This is a genomic window from Saccharothrix hoggarensis (genome assembly GCF_042678885.1).
GTDB lineage: Bacteria > Actinomycetota > Actinomycetes > Mycobacteriales > Pseudonocardiaceae > Actinosynnema > Actinosynnema hoggarensis.
Genome location: NZ_JBHTLK010000047.1, coordinates 1 through 20,960 on the forward strand (window position 1 = coordinate 1; position 20,960 = coordinate 20,960).

Here is a 20,960-nt window from a genome sequence, read left to right on the forward strand (position 1 = left end):
CCCGCGCGCCACGGCCACCGCCGACGCCGCGCCGTCGCCCGCGTCCCGCCGCACCCGCTCCACCAGGTCGCGCACGTACCCGGCGCCGAGCGAGTCGCGCGGGTCGTCCGGCTGGAACGCCGCCACGATCGCCGACGCGTCGGACAGCTCCACGGGCCGCCGGTCGACGAACACCACGGCCCGCCGCCCCATCGGCCCCAGCGTCCGGCACACCGGCTCGGCCGCGGCCCGGAACCCGCGCGCCACCAGCAGGTGCCCGGCCGTGTACGACGCCGTGCGGCGCGACCGCCCGCCACGCGCGCCACCGGCCCGCGCGATCCGCAGCGGCTTGGACGAGCCGTGCGCGAAGTACTGCGGCGTCTGGTCGGGACGGCGGTCGCGGACCTCGTCGCGCACGTACTTGAACAGCTCGTCGACGTCGACCCACCCGTCGCCGTCGAGGTCGGCGTCCCCGCCCGCCAGGCCCTCGATCAGGACGTCGGTGAACAGCGAGGCGCGCGGGGCGTCCAGGGACAGCGAGTCCTGCTCGAAGGCGTACTCGTAGGCGTTGGACGCGGTCATCACGACGTACCCGGTGCCGACGTCGTCCAGCACGGTCATCCCGTCCGCCTTGAACCCCTCGACGAACGCGCCGCTGAAGCAGCAGTCGAGCAGCAGGAGCCGCCCGGACGCGCGGCAGTCCTCCAGCTGCTCGTTGAGGAACGAGCGCGGGATGGCGGTGCCGGCGGGCCGGTCCGGCACGGTGTTCGCGGCGGCGAAGTACAGCCGGCGCGCGGGCGTGGTGAGGCCGTGGCACGAGAAGTACAGCAGCACGAAGTCCTCGGCGGCGCGCTCGGACAGCACGTCCTCGACCGCGCGGCGGATCTCGTGGTCGGCCCGGTCGCGCAGCACCTCGACGGTCGTGAAGCCGCCGACGTCGGGGTCCTCCAGCACGGCGGCGAGCCGTTCCACGTCCTGCTCGGGCGCGCGCAGCCGGCTCAGCCGGACGTCCTCGTACTCGCCGGTGGCGACGAGGAGGGCGTGCCGCCCCACGTCACCCCTCGCTCTCGTGCTCGCGCAGCCACGCCTCCACCAGCGCCTTCTGGGACCGCGCGCCGACGCCCTCGACGGTGATCTCGTCGTCGCCGTTCCTGATCGTCACCTTGCGCGCGCCGCCGCGCTGCACGAACGCGGTGACCACGGACGCGACGGCCGCGGCCACGGCGGCGGGCAGCGCGCCGTTGAGGACGAGTTCGGCGAGGGTGGCCCCCGCGCCGCTCTTGGAGCCTTCGGGCGCCGCGGCCCGCGCCGGTCGTGCGTCGACCCGCGCGCCCCTGACCAGCTCTTGGAGCAGTTGGGTGGTCGCCACGTCGGCCCGGTCGGGCGCCTCGATGAACAAGTGGAAGTCCGCCACTGATCCCTCCCCGGTAGAACCCGATCATCCCGCAACGGCGACCACAGCCGGCACCCTCGCAGACAACGCAACGTTTTCCTATCCTGACCCACTCTTTGCGCAATGAATCGCCGTATACGAGTGGTCATACGATCGAGTTTCGCCGGAATGGGCCACTCCGAGCTGCTGATCCGACCGACCTCGGGTTACTCTCGATGTCGTGACTGCGCACATCGCCCAGACCGCGACCACCGACGGCGTGCCGGCCCCGGCGCCCAGGGTCGACAGCGAAGTCGGACCGCTGCGCACGGTGCTGCTGCACCGTCCCGGCGCCGAGCTGAAGCGGCTCACCCCGCGCAACAACGACCAGCTGCTGTTCGACGGCGTGCCGTGGGTCGACCGCGCCCAGGAGGAGCACGACGCGTTCGCCGAGCTGCTGCGCGGCCGCGGCGTCGAGGTGCTGCTGCTGTCGGACCTGCTGGTCGACGCCCTGCACGACGACCGGGCCCGGATCGCGGGCATCCACAGCGCGGTCAACGAGCGGCGGCTGGGCATCGACCTGGCCGACGCGCTGCGCTCGCACCTGGCCTCGATCAGCCCCGACCAGCTGGCCACGGCGCTGATGACCGGCATGACGTTCGAGGAGCTGCCCGCCGCGGAGGGCGCGTCGCTGGTGCGCAAGATGCACCACCCGATCGACTTCGCGGTCGACCCGCTGCCGAACCTGCTGTTCACGCGCGACTCGTCGGTGTGGGTCGGCGACCGGGTGGCGATCACGTCGCTGGCGCTGCCGGCGCGCGACCGGGAGACCGCGCTGACGGACCTGATCTACGCCTACCACCCGCGGTTCCGGAAGACGGGCCGCGCGTACGGGGCGCACTCCGCGCCGGTCGAGGGCGGTGACGTGCTGCTGCTCGCGCCGGGCGTGCTGGCGATCGGCGTCGGCGAGCGGACCACGCCGGCGGGCGCGGAGTCGTTCGCCCGGTCCGCGCTGGCGGACGGCCTCGCGCACACCGTGCTGGCGGTGCCGATCACGCAGGAGCGGGCGACCATGCACCTCGACACGGTGTGCACGATGGTCGACCGGGACGCCGTGGTGATGTACCCGGCGGTGCGGGACAACCTGTTCGCCTTCCCGGTCCGCTCGGACGGCGCGGGCGGCGTCGTGGTGGAGGACCGGCGGCCGTTCCTGGAGGCGGCGGCCGACGCGATGGGCATCGAGCGGTTGCGCGTGATCGACACCGGGCTCGACCCGGTGACCGCCGAGCGCGAGCAGTGGGACGACGGCAACAACACGCTGGCCGTCGGGCCGGGTCTCGTCGTGGCGTACGAGCGGAACGTGGAGACGAACGCGCGGCTGGAGGACGCCGGCGTCGAGGTCATCCGGATCAGCGGCTCCGAGCTCGGCTCCGGCCGGGGCGGGCCGCGCTGCATGTCGTGCCCGATCGACCGCGCGCCACTCGTCTGATTCCACCGGGAGAGGGTTGCCTAAGCTTTCTTCGGTAACCCTTTCCTATCTTCCCTAAGCCTTACCTGCAATGCATTAAACCCCACGTTCGGTTATTCTGCGAGCATGGCGGTCAACTTGAAGAAGCTTTCTTCCGCGCGTGCGTCGAAGTTCCACGAGCTGCTCCAGGAGCAGGTCCGCAACGAGTTCACGGCATCACAGCAATACGTCGCGATCGCGGTCTGGTACGACGGCAACGACCTGCCCCGCCTCGCGTCGCACTTCTACAAGCAGGCGCTGGAAGAGCGCAACCACGCGATGATGATCGTGCAGTACCTGATGGACAACGGCCTTCCGGTGAGCATTCCCGGCGTGGACGACGTCCGCAACGACTTCACCGCGCCGCGGGAGCCGGTCGCGCTCGCGCTGGAGCAGGAGAAGAAGGTCACCGAGCAGATCGTGACGCTCGCCAAGACCGCCCGCGACGAGGGCGACTACCTCGGCGAGCAGTTCCTCCAGTGGTTCCTGAAGGAGCAGGTGGAGGAGGTCGCGTCGATGAGCACGCTGCTCACCGTCGTCGACCGGGCCGACGGCAACCTGTTCCACGTGGAGAACTTCCTGACCCGCGAGTCCGTGGGCGAGGAAGCCGACGGCGGCGCGCCCAGGGCCGCCGGCGGAGCGCTGTAAGCACCCACCGACGACAGCCGACGACGCCCGTCACCTCCCGGTGGCGGGCGTCGTGGCGTGGTCAGGTGAGGCAGCCGCGGTCGGCCCGGACCAGGCCGATGCCGGTGAGCGTGTCGCCCGCGTTCTCGAAGAAGAACTTGTACCCGGTGTTCGCGTCGAGCGGCCGGATGAAGCCGTGCGGGTACTGCTCCACGCCCGGGTAGACCTCGTGCATGCGCGCCCGCGAGTCGCCGATGCGCAGGCCCTCCGGCGTGCCGGCGCCCCCGTCCACCCGGATCTCGACCGCCACGCCGTCCTGGAGGCCCACCCAGCCGTCCGCGGCCTTCAGCTCCCGGATCACGCAGGAGAACTCCGGCGTGGTCACGTCGCCGCCGATCTCGCCGGTGGCCTCCAACTCGGCCGACGTCATGCCCAACCGCACCGCGCCGATGCCGCGGGCGTCGAGCACGGCCGTGCCGCCCGCTTCGGCGGTCCGACCGTCGCCGGAGGTCGTCGGTGTCAGGGCGGTCGGCGTGACCGCGTCGCACCCGACCAGGGTCACGGTCAGCACCACGGCCGACATCGCCGCCGGCAGCCCCGCCGCCACGAGCCGCTTCATCCTGCCTCCAGGCCGCACTCGGTCCCGACCAGCTCCATCAGCCACCGTCCCCCGCCCCGTCGGGTGGAACCACCTGCCGCCACGCGGGTGACCCCGACATGGTGACGACCAACCGGTCACCTCGCCGTTCGACGCCCGGGCGACGGGCGTGGATCACAGAACGGGCAAGGGCCGGAACGCGCCGTCGGCGTCCGGGGTGAACTCGTGCACGGCCACCACGGCGTCGGCCGGGATCGGGCCGTAGACGTGCGGGAACCACGGCCCGTCCTCGCCGGTCTCCCCCGGCTCCCACAGCACGGGCAGGCCTTCGGGGTCGATCACCAGCAGCACGAGGTCGTGCCGGTTCGGGTACAGGCGGTTCGCGGGGAGGTGGACGGTGCCGGGGTCCGAGCAGTGCACGAAGCCGTCGAGGTCGAGCGGGATCGCACCGTCCTCTCGGGCGCGCGTCCAGTCGGCCTTCGGGCTGATCCGCAGGATCACGCCCGGCCACCTCCTCCTCGTCCACGCAGTTGTCCACAGGAGCTGTGGACAAAGCTGGGGACAGCTGTGGACAACGTCAGCGCAGGGTGATCTGCCGGCCGCGCAGACCGTCGCGCGCACGCCGTTCCTGCTCGGTGAGCGGCTCGGCGTCGAGGCTGGTCAGGGCGTCCTGCAAACGCTTGCCCAACGCCTCCGCGCCCGGTGCCCACTCGCTGGAGTGCAGCTCGCGGTCGAGGTCCCACACCGGCACGAGCAGGCCGTGCGCGCGGAACGAGCCCGCGTACCGGGAGCCCTCGCCGAGGTCGAGCTCGCCGCGCACGGACAGCCGCGCGAGCGCCGCCAGCAACGTCTCCTCCGGCTCGGGGCGGACCCAGCGCAGGTGCGCCTTGTCGCCCGCGTCGACCCAGTAGGCGGCGAGCACGCCGGGCGCGTCGAGGCGCTCGGTGGGCAGGATGGCCGCGTTGGCGCGTTCGAGGGAGAGGGCGACGTCGCCGCTGGGCTCGTTGTCCGGCGGCAGCCACCACGCGAAGTCGGTGTGCAGCTCGGGCGTCAGCGTGGCCTCGGGGTCGAGCAGGTCCTGGAGCCGGCCGGGGTTCTCGCCGTGGTCCGGGCCGACGACGGGGAGGGCGGCGCCGGTCTCGGCGGTCAGCGCCCACTGCACGGCGCGGGCCAGGTCGCGGCTGAGGTCGCCGGAGCGGGTCTGGACCTGCAGGCCGACGAACGCGGTGCCGTCGGCGCGGATCAGGCCGGCGGCGGCCATCGGCAGCACGGTGGCCAGCACGATCTCGCGCGCGCCGGAGTCCTTGAGGGGCAGCTTGGCCGTCGCGGAGGGGACGAACTCGCGCAGCGCGATCAGCTCGGCCTCGGCGGCCAGGCCCTCGAACGGGCGGGAGACGATCACGTCCGCCGCGCCGCCGGCCGCGCCGTGGCACGCCTTGTAGCGCTTGCCGGAGCCGCACGGGCACGGCTGCCGCGGGTTGACGCCGTCGGCAGGCTGGTTCTTCTCCGTGCCGGTCTTCCCGGTGCCGGCCTTCACGGCCGTCCGCTTCGCCACCGCGCCTCCTCGTCTCAGGGCTGGTCTGGCTGGTCGGGCGTCAAGTTAGCCGCAACGCGCTCGCGCGTCTCCGCCGGGTTGTTGGTCGCGATGAACCGCACGCCGCGCCGCATGCAGAGGGCGATGTCGGCCGGGTCGTCGACCGTCCACGCGTACACACCCTCACCCCTGTCCGGGTGACGCCTGAGGAGGTGAACTCCGGGTCCGGCGAAGTCGGCGAAGCGGGGTTTCGCCCGCGGCCACAGCCGGTCGTACAGCAGGACGGTCGGCACCTCGGGCCTGAGCTCCTTGAACCGGTGCACGGCGAACACGGAGAACGACATCATCACCACGTCGACGCGGTGCCGGCCCAGCTCCTCGGCGAGCCGCCGCTCCACCCGGCCGCCCTGCCGGACGGGGTGCTTGGTCTCGACGAACAGGCGCGCGCCGTGGTCGGCGGCCAGCCCGAGCAGCGCCTCCAGCGTCAGCACCCCGGCGGGCTCGCCGCCGTGCCAGCTGCCGAAGTCGTGCCGGCGCAGCTCGTCCAACGTCATCGCGCCGACCGCGCCCGTCCCGCCGCTGGTGCGGTCGATGGTGCGGTCGTGGACGCAGACCAGGTGCCCGTCCCTGGTGAGCCGCACGTCGCACTCCAGGCCGTCCGCCCCCTGGGCCAGCGCGAGCTCGTACGCGGCGAGCGTGTGCTCCGGGCGGCGGGTGGACGCGCCGCGGTGGGCGACGACTTCAGGTGGCACGGTCGAATGCTGCTGGTGGGGCACGGATCGGGTCAACTCGACTACCCGATGTCACAGCTCCCTGAAAGTTTGATTTCTCAACCACACTCGGATGGACGCGGGTCGCCGTGACGACCTACCGTCCGTGATCGTGGCATCCTTCGACCAGCACGATCCGGCTTTCATCGCCGATCCCTACCCGGCGTTCGCCGCCCTGCGCGCCGACGGCGAGGTGCACTGGCACGAGGAGATGGGCATCGCCCTGGCGGTGTCGCACGCGGCGGCGTCGTCCGTGCTCAAGCACCGGTCGCTCGGCCGGATCTGGACCGACGCCAAGCCCGTCGAGAGCTTCACCTCCTTCAACCTGCTGCACCGCAACTCGATGCTGGAGAACGAGCCGCCCACGCACAGCAGGCTGCGCCGGCTCGTCGCGGCGGCGTTCGGCCGCGGTCACGTCGAGCGGCTGCGGCCGTGGATCGTCGAGCTGGCCGACCGGCTCGTGGACGAGCTGGTGGCCAAGGTGGAGTCCGAGGGCCAGGCGGACCTGCTGTCGCACGTGGCCGCGCCCCTGCCGGTCGAGGTGATCGCCGAGCTGCTGGGCGTGCCGACGCGGGACCGGGCGCTGCTCCAGCCGTGGTCGAACGCCATCGTGAAGATGTACGAGTACGACCTCGCGCCGGACAAGAGGGCGGCGGCCGAGCACGCGGCCACGGAGTTCGTCGCCTACCTGCGGGAACTGGTCGCGCTGCGGCGCGCGACGCCCGGTGACGACCTGGTGTCCGACCTGGTGGCGGTCACCGGCACCGACGGCGCGAAGCTCACCGAGGACGAGCTCGTGGCGACCGCCGTGCTGCTGCTCATGGCCGGCCACGAGGCCACCGTCAACGTCATCGGCAACGGCGTGCGGGCGTTGATGAACCACCCGTCCGAGTGGCGTCGGCTGGTGGCGGACCCCACCCTCCTGCCCACCGCGGTGGAGGAGCTGATCCGCTACGACTCGCCGTTGCAGCTGTTCGAGCGCACCGCGACCGCGCCCGTCACCATCGCCGGGCACGTGGTCGAGCCGGGACAGAAGATCGCCGCGCTGCTCGGCGCGGCGGCCCGCGACCCCGAGGTCTTCGCCGACCCGGACACCCTCGACATCGGCCGCAACCCCAACCCCCACCTGGGCTTCGGCATGGGCATCCACTACTGCCTCGGCGCGCCCCTGGCCCGCATCGAGGTGCAGGCCGCGCTGTCGTCCCTGGCCCGCAAGCTGCCGAACGCGGAACTGGCCGCCGAACCCCGCCGCCGGGCCGAGTTCGTCATCCGGGGCCTGCACGACCTGCCGCTCACGTCGGCGTAAACCGCTCGACGCGCGTCCCGACAGCCCTCACCCTGGGCCGATGCGGTTGTCGGTGATCGCGCACCCCGTGGTGCGGCACGCTCCGCTGCACCGCGTCCTCGTGCCCGCCGCACGCCTGCGCAACCTCTGGGTGCGGCCTCCCGAGCCGATCACCGGCATGGCCGCGGTCACCGGGTCGCGGGCCGATCTGGTGCGGTTGGGCGCGTTGGTGCGGTTGGCGGCGACCAGCCGGCACAGCGCGCTGTTCATCCCGGCGCGGGACAACGTGCCGCCGGAGGAGCTGTGGCGGATGGGCCACGCCCGGCCCGCCGACCTGCTCGTGGTGCGCCGTGACGTCGGGCTGCGGCCCTCGGACTGGCCGGGGGTGCGGCGGGCGTTGCGCCGGTCGACCGCACGACCGGCCCGCGTCGACGAGGTGTTCACCGAGCCGGACGTGGCGCTCGACGTCCACGGCCGCGACCCGATCTTCCACAAGCGCCGGTGGGCGTGAGCCGCTACCGCTTGGCCGTGTGCTGCTTCGGCAGCTTGAAGCCGCGCTCGGCCATCACGGCGCGCAGGCGGTCCGGGTAGTCGGTGATGATGCCGTCCACGCCGTCGTCGATGAGCTTGTGCATGGTGGCCTGGTCGTTGACCGTCCACGGGACGACCGCCAGGCCGTGCGCGTGCGCCTCGTCCACCAGGGCTTTCGTGGTGAACGGGACGTAGTTCGGGTCGCCGGTCCGCCCGTTCTGCGGGTTGCCGTGCACCGGGGAGAGCGCGGACGCCCCGAAGCTCTTCACGGCCTTCACGACGCTGCCGCCGAAGTCCTCCAGCTTCAGCCCGCCCGTCCACGGCGAGCCGGGGCGCAGGAACTCGGGCTGGGTGAGGGCGACCAGCGGCAGGCGCGGTTCGGCCTCGCGCCACAGCATCAGCGTGCCCCAGTCGAACGACTGCACGGTGACGTTGCGGTAGAAGCCGGACTCGCGGATCGCGCGGGCGGTGACCTCCACGAACTGCTCGCGCGGCGCGGTCTCGTGCGGCGCGGCGGCCTCGACCTTGGTCTCGATGTTGAACTTCACGGTGAACGCCCGGTAGCTGCGGACCAGGTCGAACACCTCGGCCAGCGTCGGCATCCGCGCGCCCGGCGACAGCTCCTGGTCCGGGTACTGCGCCCAGCGCCGCGAGCCGCAGTCCAGCGTCCTGACCTGCGCGAACGTCAGGTCCTTCACGTACTTGCCCGCGTACGGGAACGCCGGGTCGCCGGGGAAGGCGGGTGCGGTGTCGAGGCACTTGGCCGGGTTGGTCCTGCGGTCGTGCGTGACGACCTCGCGGCCGTCCTTGGTGATCTGGACGTCCAGTTCCAGCGTCGTGACGCCCACTTCGAGCGCCTTGGCGAACGCCGCCAACGTGCTCTCGACCGTCAGCCCGATCCCGCCCCGGTGGGCCTGGAGGTCGAACTTCCGGTCGCTCTCCGCGCTCGCCACGCCGGAGCCGAGCCCCGGAACCAGCAGGGTGAGGACCAGTGCCACCGCGAGTGCCCGCATGGGGTCACGGTGGCACGCGGCCGGTCAGGAGCCCAAGTGCCGGAGGAAGAACGACCACTGAACAGCGGGGAACGCGAGCGTTGCGGCGGCCGGGTTCTTCGAGTCCCGCACGGCCACCGCCGGCCCGGCGAACGCCACCTCGACGCAGTTGGCATTGCTGGCGCCGTTGCTCCGACTGCTCTTGCGCCACACCGCGTCCACGAACGCCACCTCGACGCAGGCAGCGTTGCTCCCGCCACCGCTGCGGCCGCTCTTCCGCCACACCGCGCCAGACAGGTCCACAATGGACACAGTCATCGCCTCTTTCATTCGGCCAGAATCCGCTCGATCAGCGCGACCGATTCCTCCGGGCTCAACGCCCTGGAGGCCACGTGGTCGAAGACCAGTCTAGCTTCTCGCAGCTCACGAGGTTCCTCGATGTGTGTCGCCCCGAGCACGTGCTCGACGTAGAGCACATCGGATTCCGCCGGATCGGGAAAGCTGAGCAGGATGAACCCGAGGCCCATGCGGTCGATCGCACCGCCTTCGCTCGACAGGATCTGAAGGGTCACCGTTGGTTGCCCGCTTATCTCAATCAGGTGCTCCAACTGCTCGCGCATGATCTGCCGGCTACCGACGACCTTGCGCAATGCGGCTTCGTCCAGGACCGCGTGCAGCTGCAAGGGGTCGTCCGGATCGGTCAGCCGCTTCTGCCTTATCTGCCGGACGCGGATGTCGCTCGCCAGCCAGCGCTTGGTCCGCTTCAACCGGTCGGCCTCGAAGAGCGCGCGCATGTAGCCGGTCGTCTGGAGCAGGCCCGTGATCACCATGAATGACAACTCGTAGACCGCGCTCGCCTCGGTCTCGACGTCGATGTAACCCTGGTTCTCGATGCCGTAGGTGGTCCACCAGCCGGGCTCACGGGCGCGGAGGGCCTGGTCGATGAGGTCGGGGTCGTACTGGTCGTAGAGGTCCATCATCGACTTGGCGAGGTGGACGTCCAGGATCGTCTCCCCCTTCTCCAACCGGTGGAGGGTGGACTTGGTGCGGTACAGGGCTTTGGCGGCTTCGTCGAGGGTCATCCGGGCTGTGGTCCGCATCCGGGCGAGCTTGCGCCCCAACCGACGGCGGCGGAACGGTGGCGGGGTGGGCACAGGGCAGCATGATCCAGCGGGACGCCCGCAGGCGGGATTCCCGCCCCGCTTCACCGCATCGGGCGGATCTCCCGGCGGGACAGTCGGTCCCGTGGAAGCGAACCTCTTCAGCCTGGTGGACGCCACCGACCGCACCCGGATCTTCGCCTGGGGCATGGAGATCATCGAGGAGGAGCGGACGGACGCCATCGTCTACCGCCGTGATCCGGACACCGGCCGGATCTTCATCGGTCAGCACGCGTCCGCCGAGTCGGCCCTCCACCGCTACGGCAGGCGCGTGCCCCTCGAACTCGTCTGGGAGTTCGAGGGATCGGAACCCGAGGACCAGCCCGTGTGAACACCGCGCACGTCCACGAGCCGGGCCAGGCGTTCCTGGTCGGCCAGGACGTCGATGGCCACGATCCGGCCGTCCGCGACGGTGAACGCCATGACCGACAGCGGCCGGCCGTCGGCCGCGACGACGACCCCGGCCGCGCCGTTGACCAGGGCTGGACGGGCGAGCGGGTACAGCTGCCCGAAGGTGACGGCCTGGCCGGCGACCGTGCGCGCGCCGGAGAGGGTGACGGTGAGGCGGGAGCCCGCGCCGCCGTCGGACCGCAGCACGACGTCCGGGTCGAGCACGGCGACGAGCGCGTCGAGGTCGCCGTCGCGGGCGGCGGCGAAGAAGGCGTTCACGACCTCCCTCTGGCGGGCGAGGTCGGCGTCCGGGGCCGGCGCCCGGTCCCGGACGCGGCGGCGGGCGCGGTCGGCGAGCTGCCGGGTCGCGGCCGTCGACTTCCCGACCAGCGCGGCGATCTCGTCGAACGGCACGGCGAACAGGTCGTGCAGCACGAACGCGACGCGTTCCGCCGGGGTGAGGGTGTCCAGCACGACCATCAGGGCCAGGCCCACCGAGTCGGCCAGCAGGGCTTCGTGCTCGGGGTGGGTGCCGTCGTCGTGGCTGACGACCGGGTCGGGCACGTGGACGTCGAACGGCTCCTCGGCCCGCCGGCCGCGGGTGCGGAGCACGTTCAGGCAGACGCGGGCGACGACGGTCGTCAGCCACCCGCCGAGGTTGCCGATCTCGTCGGTGTCGGTGCGGTCGAGCCGGAGCCAGGCGTCCTGCACGGCGTCGTCGGCCTCGCTCAGCGAGCCGAGCACCCGGTACGCCACGGCGCGCAGCCGGGGCCGGTGCTCCTCGAAGAGCCGGCTCAACCCGTCGCGGCTCAACCCGTCCCGGCTCGACTCGGCCGGGCTCGACTCGTCCCCGCTCACCCCGGTCCCGCTCACTCCGGCCCGCTCACCCGGTCAGCGAGGTGAGCCCGACGGCCGCACGGGGCGCAGGGTGGGCGCGGGGGCGTGCTTCACGTCCACCACCCGCATCCGGCGGATGGCGGTGGCGTCCACCGGCAGCAGCAGGGTGGTGATGTGCCGGACCACGGCGGCGGTCACGATGGCCACCGCGGCGCCGAGCAGGTCGGACACGGCGTGGAACAGCACGCCGTCGGCCATTGCCTGCACGCTCGACCGGAACGACCACGCGATCGTGAACGCGGTGAACACGCCGGCGGCCACCCACAGGCCCCACCACCAGCGGAGCAGGCGGGACGGCCGGGGACGGGCGGTGGGCGGCTCGCGCAGGGCGGCGTGCTCCAGCTCCGCCAGCACCGAACCCGGCACCACCAGGTTCACCCCCGGCACGACGAGGCCGATCAGCACCTCGCGGTCCGGGCGGGACGGCCGGTAGCCCGCTTCCGCGGCGGCGGCGTTCCTCGCCCGGCGCAGCCACAGGAGGGTGAAGACGATCGCCATCCCGGACGCCACGACCATGACCACGGCCGACGACACGACCATGGCGTCCGACACGCCGACCGTGCCCTCCGACAGCGCGCCGTAGCGGCTGAGCAGCAACAACACGTAACGCCAGATCTCGCTGCCGGCCGCCCACAACGCGGTCAGGCCGGCCAGGCCGAGGGCGTGGGACGCGGTCCGGGCCGCGCGCTGGACCTGCTCGACGGAGTCGGCGGGCGCGTCGTCGTCCGTCGCCACGGACGTCGGCCAGCGCCACGCCAGCAGCGGGAAACCCCAGCGCGGTGGCACCGGGTACGACGGCGGACCGGTGTAGCCCCGTCGCGGCGCGCCGAGCCGACGGTGCGGGTAGGCGCCGGGTGGCGGGGTCGCCACCCAGTCCACGCGCATCGGCCGCAGCGCCATGTCAGATGACCTCGGGCTCCGCGCCGTCGACCTCACCGACCAGCGGACGGCCGGACGCGGCCCACACCTGCATGCCGCCGTCGACGTTGGTGGCGTCCCAGCCGTTGGCGTTGAGGTACTGGGTGACCCGCGCGGAACGGCCGCCGGCGCGGCACACGACGTAGAACTCGCTGTCGCCCGGCAGCTCGCCGAGGCGGCCCGCCAGCTCGCTCATGGGGATGTGCAGGGCGCCCGGGGCGTGGCCCGCCACCCACTCGTCGGCCTCGCGCACGTCGAGCAGGACCTTGCCCTCCGGCAGATCCGCCGGCACCTCGGACACTTCAACGCTGGGAACGGTCACGGCCACCATGCTGCCACGAGGCGAATAAGCAGGGGATAAGGAGCACGCCGGCCGCCCTCCCCCGAAGGGATGACGGCCGGCGTGGTCTCCGGCGGGATGGGGGTCGGCCCTAGTGGGCGACCGCCTTCTCGGCGCCGACGCCGGTGAGGGCGCGCACCTCCATCTCCGCGTACTTCTCCTTGTCGCGCTCCTTCGACATGACCGTGCCGATGTAACCGAGCAGGAATGCGACGGGGATCGACACGATGCCGGGGTTCGACAGCGGGAACAGCGCGAAGTCGACGTTCTTGAACATCGACGTGGGCTTGCCGGACACCGCGGGCGACAGCACGATCAGCGTGATCGTCACCGCGAGACCGCCGTAGATGCTCCACAGCGCGCCCGAGGTGTTGAACCGCTTCCAGAACAGCGAGTAGAGGATGGTCGGCAGGTTCGCCGACGCCGCCACCGCGAACGCGAGGGCCACCAGGAACGCGATGTTCTGGCCGTTGGCCGCGATGCCGCCGAGGATCGACACGATGCCGATCACGACCGCGGTCCGCCGCGCGACCTTGACCTCGGCGTCCTTGTCCTCCGCCTCGCCCTTCTTGATGATGTTGGCGTAGATGTCGTGCGCGAACGACGCCGACGCGGTGATCGTCAGACCGGCCACCACGGCGAGGATCGTCGCGAACGCGACCGCCGCGATCAGGCCCAGCAGCAGCGGGCCGCCCAGCGCCTCGGCGAGCAGCGGAGCCGCCGAGTTCGGGCCACCCGGGGCCGCCCGGATCTTGTCCGCGCCGACGAGCGCGCCCGCGCCGTAGCCGAGGACCAGCGTGAACAGGTAGAACAGGCCGATCAGCCAGATCGCCCAGACCACCGAGCGGCGGGCTTCCTTGGCGGTCGGCACGGTGTAGAAGCGCATCAGGATGTGCGGCAGGCCGGCGGTGCCGAGGACCAGCGCGAGGGCCAGCGACAGGAAGTCCAGCTTGGACGTGCCGGTCGCGCCGTACTGGAGGCCGGGGCCGAGCAGCTTCTCGCCGGCCTTGGGGGCGGCGTCCACGGCCGCGCCGAGCACGGCGGACAGGTTGAAGCCGAACTTGGCCAGCACCCAGACCGTCATCAGGCCGGCGCCGATGATCAGCAGCACCGCCTTGATGATCTGCACCCAGGTGGTGCCCTTCATGCCGCCGATGAGCACGTACGCGATCATCAGGGCGCCGACGACGGCGATCACGATCGCCTGGCCGAACTTGCCGGTGATGCCGAGCAGCAGGGCGACCAGGCCGCCCGCGCCCGCCATCTGCGCGAGCAGGTAGAAGAACGACACGGCCATGGTGGACGTCGCCGCCGCCGCGCGCACGGGGCGCTGCTTCATGCGGAAGCTGAGGACGTCGCCCATCGTGTACTTGCCGGTGTTGCGCAGCAGCTCGGCGACCAGCAGCAGGGCGATGAGCCACGCGACGAGGAAGCCGATGGAGTACAGGAAGCCGTCGTAGCCGTTGAGCGCGATGGCGCCCGCGATGCCGAGGAACGACGCGGCGGACAGGTAGTCGCCCGCGATGGCGACACCGTTCTGGGGGCCGGTGAAGGCGCGGCCCGCGGCGAGGTAGTCGGCGGCCGTCTTGGTGTTGCGGCTGGCCCGGATGACCACGACCAGGGTTGCCGCGACGAAGATGCCGAAGATGCCGATGTTGAGCAGGGCGCTGCCGTTCACGCTTGACCCCCTTCGAGCTCGTTGCGGAGCTTCTCCGCCATGGGGTCGAGTTTCTTGTTCGCGTGCCGGACGTAGAGCGTCGTGATGGCGAACGTCGACACGAACTGCAGCAGGCCGAGGACGAGGCCCACGTTGATGTTGCTGCCGAAGAGCTTGGTCGACATGAAGCCGTGGGCGTAGTCGGCCAGCAGGACGTACAGCACGTACCAGGCCAGGAAGAGGCCGGCCATGGGGAACACGAAGCTGCGCAGCCGCCGGCGGAGCTCACGGAAGTCGGGGCTGTCCTGCACTTCTACCCAGTTGTGATTGCCCTGGGCGTCCGGGGTGTGCTGCTCAGAGGTGCTCACGGTCCCCTCCTCGCGTACTTGACGACGGTGTGAACGACACGTAAGGCCTCCTGGTGCGTTCCTGATACGCGGAGCACCGTAGGGAGACCTGGGTCACGCCTGAAAGACCTTCCGGGTGCCCGTGCGCTCAACTGCCGAGTGATGCGATGAGCGGTATGAATACTGAGACGAACTGCCACTCAGGTGATCGATATCACCGGTAGCCGGATCGGTGTCTTTAGCTTCACCCATTCGAGACCTTTCCCGACTCCCGGTCACGAGCCGTGAGAGGTCATCCCGTTCCGTCCACGATGCCCTTCATTGAGGGGGAATGGGGGACGGGGAAGAACCGCCCCTCTCGGCCGCGTCCACCCGGCGTGGCCGGTCCCCGGAAGAGCCGAACCGCGACTCCCGGTCGCGCATGAACCCCAGCGGGTCCGGCGCGTGCAACCGGAGCAGCACCTGGTTGACGTCCTCGGGCGTGCGCCGCGCGGTCAGCTTGCTGATCATCACCATGGTCAGGAACGCCAGCGGCACGGTCACCAGCGCGGGCTGCGAGAGCAGCGACGGCGCCCACCGCCCGGTGTGCGAGCTGATCACCGTCACCACCTGCGCGCTGATCACCAGGCCGCCGCCGACCACCAGGCCGGCGATCGCGCCCACCCACGTCAGCCCGCGCCACCAGATGCCCAGCAGCAGCAGCGGGCAGAACGTCGAGGCGGCCAGCGCGAACGACATCGCCACCGTCAACGACGCGTCCGACCGCGGCAGCAGCATCGCCAACCCGATCGCCACCGCGCCGGTCAGCACCGTCGCCCACCGGAAGTCGCTCACCCGGCCCGACCGGATGTCCGTCGACACGACCCCCGCCACCGACACCACCAGGCCCGACGACGTCGACAGGAACGCCGCGAACGCGCCCGCCGCCACGATCGCGCCCAACACCTGGCCCAGCAGGTTCGGCTGCATCGTGCTCGGCAGCATCAGCACCGCCGCGTCCGTCTTCCCCGTCACGAGCAGCTGCGGCAGGTACTGGCGCGAGATGACGCCCAGCACGGTCGGGAAGAGGTAGAACAACCCCAGCAGGTACAGCACGTGCAACGCGGTCCGCCGCGCCGCCCGCCCGTCCGGGTTGGTGTAGAACCGCACCAGCACGTGCGGCAGGCCCATCGTGCCCAGGAACGTCGCGAAGATCAGCGAGTACGTCTCGAACAGGCCCGACAGCCCGTCGGTCTCCGGCCGCAGCCAGTCGTGGTTGCTCGTCGGGGAGCCCTCCACCACCGGCACCGGCGACCCCGCCGTGAACCGCAGCACGGTCTCCGCGCCCACCTCGTACCGGCCGGGCGTCCAGTACACCTCGCCGTCCGCGAACGCCCCGTTCACCTGCCCGGTCGCGGACAGGTCCACCGCCACGTCGACCTTGACCCGCACCGGGTCGACCGTCGTCACCTCGACGTCCTCGGGAAACCGCAGGACCCCTGACGAGTCCACCGGCTGCGCCCCGTTGCCCGGACCCGCCAGGAAGATCGTGAACAGCACGAACGTCGGCGCGGCGATCGCGAACAGCTTGCCCCAGTACTGGAACGCCTGCACGAGCGTGATCGCGCGCATCCCGCCGCCGAGGACGTTCACCACCACGATCACCGTCACCACCGCGCCGCCCAGCCACGCGGGCAGGCCGGTGATCGTGTTCAACGTCAGCCCGGCCGACTGGAGTTGCGGCACCAGGTACAGCACGCCGATGCAGATCACGAAGAACGTGCAGAACTTCCGCAGGTTCGACGACCCCAGCCGCGCCTCGGCGAAGTCGGGCAGCGTGTACGCGCCGGACCGCCGCAGCGGCGCGGCGACGAACAGCATCATCGCCAGGTACCCGGCGGTGAAGCCGATCGGGTACCACAGCGCGTCGACGCCGTCCTTCAGCACCAGCCCGGCGACGCCGAGGAACGACGCCGCGGACAGGTACTCGCCGGAGATCGCGGCGGCGTTGCGGGTCGCCGGCACACCGCGCCGCGCCACCAGGAAGTCCGGGGTCGTGTTCGCGCGGCGCGACCCCACGTAGCCCAACAGGAACGTCAGCGCCGCCATCACGCCGACGAGCACCAGGCTCCACGGGGTCTGGATCACCGGTCCACCGAACTCACGAAGTCGTGCTCGTGCTTCTCCGCCAGCCTCCGGTACGCGTACCCCACGCCGTAGCAGAGGGGGAACGGCAGCAGGCCCAGCAGCAGCCACGGCAGCCGCACGCCCAGCAGCTGCACCTCCGCCAGCGACGGCAGCAGGTAGAACGCCACCGGCAGCGACGCCAGCAGCAGCAACGTGCCGCCGCCCAGCGCCAGGCCGGTGCGCAGCTGCGTCCGGATCAGGTCCCGGATCAGCTTCTCGCCGACGCTGGTCTGCTCCTCCAGCTCGATGATCGTGCGCAGCACCCGCCCGCGACCGCGGGGGTCCGCGAGCACCACCCGCCGCCGGCGGTTCTTGCGCGACGCCGCCGACGTCGACACCGGCAGCCAGGCATCGCGCTCGGCCGGCTGCGGTTGGTCCGGTTGGCCGGGGGGGCCGGTGTGCTTGGTCATCCCCAACTGCTCTTGGGGGGACGCACGATCCGCTCCTTCAGCTCACGCGTGTGCCGCCGGCTGACCGGCAGCTCCTTCGCGCCCTCGCCGGAGCCGATCACCACCGCGTACCCGTTCGACGTCATCCGCAGCTCGGTCACCAGCGGCAGCGCCACGAGGAACGAGCGGTGGATGCGCACGAAGCCGGCGTTCTCCCAGCGCTCTTCCAGCTGCGCCAACGGGATGCGCACCAGGTGGCTCGACCCGTCGTTGGTGTGCAGGCGCGCGTAGTCGCCCTGCGCCTCGACGTAGCGGACGGTCGCCCGCGGCACGAGCTTGATGGTGCCGCCCAGCTCGACCGGGATCACCTCGTCGTCCTGCGGTTCCGCCGCGGCGGGCTCGGGGGTGACCGCCGGCGTCGCCGCGACCCGGTCGACGACCCGCGAGATCGCCTTGTTGACCCGGTCCTCGTTGATCGGCTTCGTCACGAAGTCCAGCGCGCCCACCTCGAACGCCACCACGGCCTCCGAGTGCTCGACGCCCGTGACGAACACCAGCGCCGGCGGCGCGCGGAACGCGCCGAGCACGCGCGCGAGGTCCGTGCCGCTCAGCCCGGGCATGTTGATGTCGGCGAAGACGGCGTCGACCGGCGGCAGCCCCGCCTTCGTGCGGTCCATCACCTCGACGTCGTAGTCACCCCGGAGGATGCGCAGCGCCTCGGCCGCGTCGAAGGCCGTGAGCACGCGTCGGATGTGCGGGCTGCTCTCGAGCAGGTACTTGATCTCGCTCAGACCGGGAGCCTCGTCGTCCACCGCCAGGACGAGGAGGCCGCTGCTGTCCGCGCGATTGTTCACGGTGGTTGGCTTCACTGGGGTACTCACTGTGCCGCGCATCTTGCCGACCCACCGGGGTCGCTGTCTACGCCGGTTGCCGGACGGCCGCGGGGCCGTGACCTCACAAGCCGAATCGCGACCAGCGCGCCCGCTCCTCCAGCGCCGCCAACCCCTCCAGCAGGAAGTCGCCCGATCGGGTGGTGCTGCCGGCGAGCCCGAGGCGGGCGAGCAACGGTCGGCGGGGCTCCGCGATCGCGATGTCCGCGTCCGGGTACCGCTTCGCCACGACACCGCGCAACGTGCCGATGCCGTCCACCAGGCCGAGTTCGACCGCCTTCGCACCGGTCCACACCTCGCCGTTGAACAGCTCGTCGTCGGTGGCCTTCAGCTTCGCGCCGCGCCGCTCCTTCACCCAGTCGACGAACTGCTCGTGCAGCTGCGCCTGGAGGCCCTTCAGCCACTCGACGTCCTCCGGCTTCTCCGGGCTGAACGGGTCGAGGCGGACCTTGTTCTCGCCGGCCGAGTGCACGCGGCGCTCGACGCCGTAGCGCTCGATCAGGCCGTTGAGGCCGAACCCCGCGCTCACCACGCCGATCGAGCCCACCAGGGACGTGCCGTGCGCGTAGACCTCGTCGCCCGCGCACGCGAGCCAGTAGCCGCCGGAGGCCGCCAGGTCCTCGCAGAACGCCAGGACCGGCACCTTCTTCTTCGCGGCCAGCTCGCGGACGCGCTCGGCGACCAGCGCGGACTGCGTCGGCGCGCCGCCGGGGGAGTTGATCAGCAGGGCGACGGCGACGAGCCGGTCGTGGTCGAACGCGCGGGTCAACGCGCTCTCCACGGTCTGCATGCTGATGGTGTTGCGGGCCATCGGCGTCGGGGTCGGCGTGATGACGCCGTGGAGGCGGACGGCGGCCACCACGGGTCCGCGCTCGGTCCGCTCGCTGACGATCCTGGGCAGCCGCGCCGCGATCTTGTCCGTCACGCTCATGACGACGACCTTACGTCGGCGAGGCGTTGGCCGGCGGGGCGAGTGCGCCCGGGATTCGGCCCGCGCGGCTAACATCGACCGGTGACGTTCAACCCGATCCGGTGGCTCGAACGCTACGTCGAGTGGTGGGACGACCGCGGTAGGCAGAACGCCGACGGCCCCACTCCCATGCACGTCTACTGGATGTGGATCACGTGGAGCGTGTGCGCCGTGATGATGGTGACGGTGCTCGCGATCGCCGCCGCCTGATCACCGGGCCGTCCGGTCGCGCGGCTTGACCACGGGCTCGACCACGCCGGCCGATCACGTGGTCGTCAGGCGCGGACGACGGGCTGCTCGGTGGTGTCCTCCAGCCGCGGCGGGACGATCGGCAGGTTCGTCCGCACGCCCGGCCGGTACTTCGGGATCTTCAGGATGATCTTCATGCCGGCGTCCGGCGCGGTCTCCACGACGAGCGCGTAATCGTCGCCGAACACCGCGCGCATCCGGTGGTTGATGTTGCCGAGGCCGACGTGCGCGCCGGTCTGGTGCGCGTCCTTCAAGTCCTCGAAGAGGCGGTCCGGGTCCATGCCGACGCCGTCGTCCTCGACCGAGATCAGCGCTTCCGCGCCGTTGTCCTCGGCGATGATCGTGAGCAGCCCGCCGCCGGGCTTCTTGGCCAGCCCGTGCCGGACCGCGTTCTCCACCAGCGGTTGCAGCACCAGGAACGGCAGCACGACCTGGAGCACCTCGGGCGCGATCTTCAGCCGGACGTTGAGCCTCGGCCCGTACCGCGCCTGCTCGATGGTCAGGTAGCGGTGGATGTTCGTCAGCTCGTCCGACAGCGTGGTGAAGAAGCCGTCGGTGCGGAACGAGTAGCGGGTGAACTCGGCGAACTCCTGCAGCAGCTCCCGCGCGTGCGCCGGGTCGGTGCGGATCAGCGACGAGATCGTGTTCAGCGCGTTGTAGACGAAGTGCGGCGAGATCTGCGCCCGCAGCGCCCGGACCTCGGCCTGCGCCAACGCCTGCCGCGACTTCTGGAGCACTTCCAGCTCCAGCTGCGTGGAGACGAACCGCGCGGTCTCCTCGGCCATCCTGATCTGCCGCTTGTTCGCCACGCCGCTGACGACGATCAGCGTGCCGGCGACGTCGCCCTCCACCACCAGCGGCACGATCACGGCGCTGTGCAGGGAACACGGGCCGGGCAGCTCGCAGTCCAGCTTGCGGTGCTCGACGTGCTCCTTGTGCCCCTCGCCGATGGCGCGCTCGATGTAGGAGCGCAGGAACTCGTAGTGGTCGTTGGCGCCGCCGTCCCACGACAGGAGCGTGCCCTCGTGGTCGGTGATGCCGACCGCGACGCACCGCAGCATCTCCCGCAGGTGCGGCGTCGCCTTGTTCGCGGCGTCCTCGGTCAGCCCTTCGCGCAGGTCGGCCGACGCCTTGGACATGCGGTGCAGCATGTCCATCACGGCGTCCTCGACCGACGTGCTGACCCGACGGGCGCGGCACAGCATCACGAAGAGGCCTAGGACGGCCAGGGTCGCGATGACGCCGAGCACCGCGCGCTCGGTGAGGAGGTCCTGCACGGCGTCCATGCTGTGCCGTGGGGGCGGCATAGGCAAGGGTGCGGGCGGTTCGAGACGTGCACATCCGATGAATTGGCGGCAACCGTGGCGATCTGCTTACCCGATCGGGTGATCG

At 71.4% G+C, this 20,960-nt stretch carries 25 protein-coding genes; 6 read left to right on the forward strand and 19 right to left on the reverse strand.

Annotated features, from left to right (window positions below):
- Together ACFQ3T_RS11720 and ACFQ3T_RS11725 are read right to left on the reverse strand one after the other, a co-directional pair.
- Positions 1–1,032: caspase family protein (locus tag ACFQ3T_RS11720; protein WP_380723232.1), on the reverse strand; the 1,032-nt coding region annotated here is incomplete at its 3' end.
- 1 nt (position 1,033) lies between these two features.
- A complete protein-coding gene (locus ACFQ3T_RS11725; RefSeq protein WP_380723234.1) occupies positions 1,034–1,393 on the reverse strand; it encodes a hypothetical protein in 360 nt (119 codons plus the stop codon).
- A 199-nt stretch (positions 1,394–1,592) separates the two neighbouring features.
- On the opposite strand from ACFQ3T_RS11725, the gene ACFQ3T_RS11730 reads away from it, so the two are divergent.
- Positions 1,593–2,840, forward strand: a complete 1,248-nt coding sequence (locus ACFQ3T_RS11730; protein WP_380723236.1) for an arginine deiminase — start codon at positions 1,593–1,595, stop codon at positions 2,838–2,840.
- A gap of 105 nt (positions 2,841–2,945) precedes the next feature.
- Positions 2,946–3,506, forward strand: a complete 561-nt coding sequence (locus tag ACFQ3T_RS11735) for a ferritin (RefSeq protein WP_380723238.1) — start codon at positions 2,946–2,948, stop codon at positions 3,504–3,506.
- 61 nt (positions 3,507–3,567) lie between these two features.
- On the opposite strand, the gene ACFQ3T_RS11740 is transcribed toward ACFQ3T_RS11735, so the two are convergent.
- The 4 genes from ACFQ3T_RS11740 to ACFQ3T_RS11755 form a co-directional block, all read right to left on the reverse strand.
- Positions 3,568–4,104, reverse strand: a complete 537-nt coding sequence (locus tag ACFQ3T_RS11740) for a hypothetical protein (RefSeq protein ID WP_380723240.1) — start codon at positions 4,102–4,104, stop codon at positions 3,568–3,570.
- Between the two features lie 153 nt (positions 4,105–4,257).
- Positions 4,258–4,584 carry a DUF952 domain-containing protein gene (locus tag ACFQ3T_RS11745; RefSeq protein ID WP_380723241.1) on the reverse strand — a complete coding sequence of 109 codons (327 nt, stop codon included), beginning with the start codon at positions 4,582–4,584 and terminating at the stop codon, positions 4,258–4,260.
- A 76-nt stretch (positions 4,585–4,660) separates the two neighbouring features.
- On the reverse strand, positions 4,661–5,638 hold the full coding sequence (locus ACFQ3T_RS11750) for a DUF5926 family protein (RefSeq protein ID WP_380723242.1): 978 nt from the start codon (positions 5,636–5,638) through the stop codon (positions 4,661–4,663).
- 14 nt (positions 5,639–5,652) lie between these two features.
- The gene (locus ACFQ3T_RS11755; RefSeq protein ID WP_380723244.1) at positions 5,653–6,369 is read right to left on the reverse strand and encodes a glycerophosphodiester phosphodiesterase; all 717 of its coding nucleotides are present in this window, start codon (positions 6,367–6,369) and stop codon (positions 5,653–5,655) included.
- Positions 6,370–6,460: 91 nt separating this feature from the next.
- On the opposite strand from ACFQ3T_RS11755, the gene ACFQ3T_RS11760 reads away from it, so the two are divergent.
- Together ACFQ3T_RS11760 and ACFQ3T_RS11765 are read left to right on the forward strand one after the other, a co-directional pair.
- On the forward strand, positions 6,461–7,693 hold the full coding sequence (locus ACFQ3T_RS11760; RefSeq protein WP_380723245.1) for a cytochrome P450: 1,233 nt from the start codon (positions 6,461–6,463) through the stop codon (positions 7,691–7,693).
- Between the two features lie 40 nt (positions 7,694–7,733).
- The gene (locus ACFQ3T_RS11765) at positions 7,734–8,183 is read left to right on the forward strand and encodes a hypothetical protein (protein WP_380723247.1); all 450 of its coding nucleotides are present in this window, start codon (positions 7,734–7,736) and stop codon (positions 8,181–8,183) included.
- A gap of 4 nt (positions 8,184–8,187) precedes the next feature.
- Here the strand turns inward: ACFQ3T_RS11765 and ACFQ3T_RS11770 are convergent, their stop codons facing one another.
- Genes ACFQ3T_RS11770 through ACFQ3T_RS11780 form a run of 3 tightly spaced genes read right to left on the reverse strand, consistent with a single transcriptional unit; the run spans position 8,188 to position 10,484 of the window.
- Complete coding sequence (locus ACFQ3T_RS11770) at positions 8,188–9,216, reverse strand: glycerophosphodiester phosphodiesterase (RefSeq protein ID WP_380723249.1); 1,029 nt, start codon at positions 9,214–9,216, stop codon at positions 8,188–8,190.
- A gap of 24 nt (positions 9,217–9,240) precedes the next feature.
- The gene (locus tag ACFQ3T_RS11775; RefSeq protein WP_380723251.1) at positions 9,241–9,513 is read right to left on the reverse strand and encodes a DUF397 domain-containing protein; all 273 of its coding nucleotides are present in this window, start codon (positions 9,511–9,513) and stop codon (positions 9,241–9,243) included.
- An 8-nt stretch (positions 9,514–9,521) separates the two neighbouring features.
- Positions 9,522–10,484 carry a helix-turn-helix domain-containing protein gene (locus tag ACFQ3T_RS11780; RefSeq protein WP_380723253.1) on the reverse strand — a complete coding sequence of 321 codons (963 nt, stop codon included), beginning with the start codon at positions 10,482–10,484 and terminating at the stop codon, positions 9,522–9,524.
- Here ACFQ3T_RS11780 and ACFQ3T_RS11785 point away from each other — a divergent pair.
- Positions 10,441–10,686, forward strand: coding sequence for a hypothetical protein (locus ACFQ3T_RS11785; RefSeq protein WP_380723255.1), 246 nt, complete (start codon positions 10,441–10,443; stop codon positions 10,684–10,686). The two genes, ACFQ3T_RS11780 and ACFQ3T_RS11785, sit on opposite strands and share 44 nt — an antisense overlap.
- Here the strand turns inward: ACFQ3T_RS11785 and ACFQ3T_RS11790 are convergent.
- The 9 genes from ACFQ3T_RS11790 to ACFQ3T_RS11830 all read right to left on the reverse strand — a co-directional run bounded on the left by ACFQ3T_RS11790 (position 10,614) and on the right by ACFQ3T_RS11830 (position 19,280).
- Positions 10,614–11,603: a sigma-70 family RNA polymerase sigma factor gene (locus ACFQ3T_RS11790; RefSeq protein ID WP_380723257.1), complete on the reverse strand. Its 990-nt coding sequence runs from the start codon at positions 11,601–11,603 to the stop codon at positions 10,614–10,616. The two genes, ACFQ3T_RS11785 and ACFQ3T_RS11790, sit on opposite strands and share 73 nt — an antisense overlap.
- Positions 11,604–11,636: 33 nt before the next feature.
- On the reverse strand, positions 11,637–12,542 hold the full coding sequence (locus tag ACFQ3T_RS11795) for a DUF4328 domain-containing protein (protein WP_380723258.1): 906 nt from the start codon (positions 12,540–12,542) through the stop codon (positions 11,637–11,639).
- A 1-nt stretch (position 12,543) separates the two neighbouring features.
- A complete protein-coding gene (locus ACFQ3T_RS11800) occupies positions 12,544–12,891 on the reverse strand; it encodes a rhodanese-like domain-containing protein (RefSeq protein ID WP_380723259.1) in 348 nt (115 codons plus the stop codon).
- Between the two features lie 100 nt (positions 12,892–12,991).
- On the reverse strand, positions 12,992–14,578 hold the full coding sequence (locus ACFQ3T_RS11805; RefSeq protein ID WP_380723260.1) for a solute symporter family protein: 1,587 nt from the start codon (positions 14,576–14,578) through the stop codon (positions 12,992–12,994).
- The gene (locus ACFQ3T_RS11810) at positions 14,575–14,925 is read right to left on the reverse strand and encodes a DUF485 domain-containing protein (RefSeq protein ID WP_380723261.1); all 351 of its coding nucleotides are present in this window, start codon (positions 14,923–14,925) and stop codon (positions 14,575–14,577) included. The genes ACFQ3T_RS11805 and ACFQ3T_RS11810 overlap by 4 nt, the downstream gene beginning before the upstream one ends.
- 297 nt (positions 14,926–15,222) lie before the next feature.
- Complete coding sequence (locus tag ACFQ3T_RS11815; protein WP_380723297.1) at positions 15,223–16,992, reverse strand: sodium/solute symporter; 1,770 nt, start codon at positions 16,990–16,992, stop codon at positions 15,223–15,225.
- Between the two features lie 35 nt (positions 16,993–17,027).
- Positions 17,028–17,480 (reverse strand): hypothetical protein, encoded by a 453-nt coding sequence (locus ACFQ3T_RS11820; RefSeq protein ID WP_380723262.1) that lies wholly within the window; start codon positions 17,478–17,480, stop codon positions 17,028–17,030.
- Positions 17,477–18,352, reverse strand: coding sequence for a LytR/AlgR family response regulator transcription factor (locus ACFQ3T_RS11825; protein ID WP_380723263.1), 876 nt, complete (start codon positions 18,350–18,352; stop codon positions 17,477–17,479). The genes ACFQ3T_RS11820 and ACFQ3T_RS11825 overlap by 4 nt, the downstream gene beginning before the upstream one ends.
- Before the next feature lie 61 nt (positions 18,353–18,413).
- Complete coding sequence (locus ACFQ3T_RS11830; protein WP_380723265.1) at positions 18,414–19,280, reverse strand: S49 family peptidase; 867 nt, start codon at positions 19,278–19,280, stop codon at positions 18,414–18,416.
- An 81-nt stretch (positions 19,281–19,361) separates the two neighbouring features.
- Here ACFQ3T_RS11830 and ACFQ3T_RS11835 point away from each other — a divergent pair, with 81 nt between their 5' ends.
- A complete protein-coding gene (locus ACFQ3T_RS11835; RefSeq protein WP_380723267.1) occupies positions 19,362–19,529 on the forward strand; it encodes a hypothetical protein in 168 nt (55 codons plus the stop codon).
- A gap of 65 nt (positions 19,530–19,594) precedes the next feature.
- Here ACFQ3T_RS11835 and ACFQ3T_RS11840 read toward each other — a convergent pair whose 3' ends face one another.
- A complete protein-coding gene (locus tag ACFQ3T_RS11840) occupies positions 19,595–20,854 on the reverse strand; it encodes a histidine kinase (protein WP_380723269.1) in 1,260 nt (419 codons plus the stop codon).
- Positions 20,855–20,960: the final 106 nt, after the last annotated feature.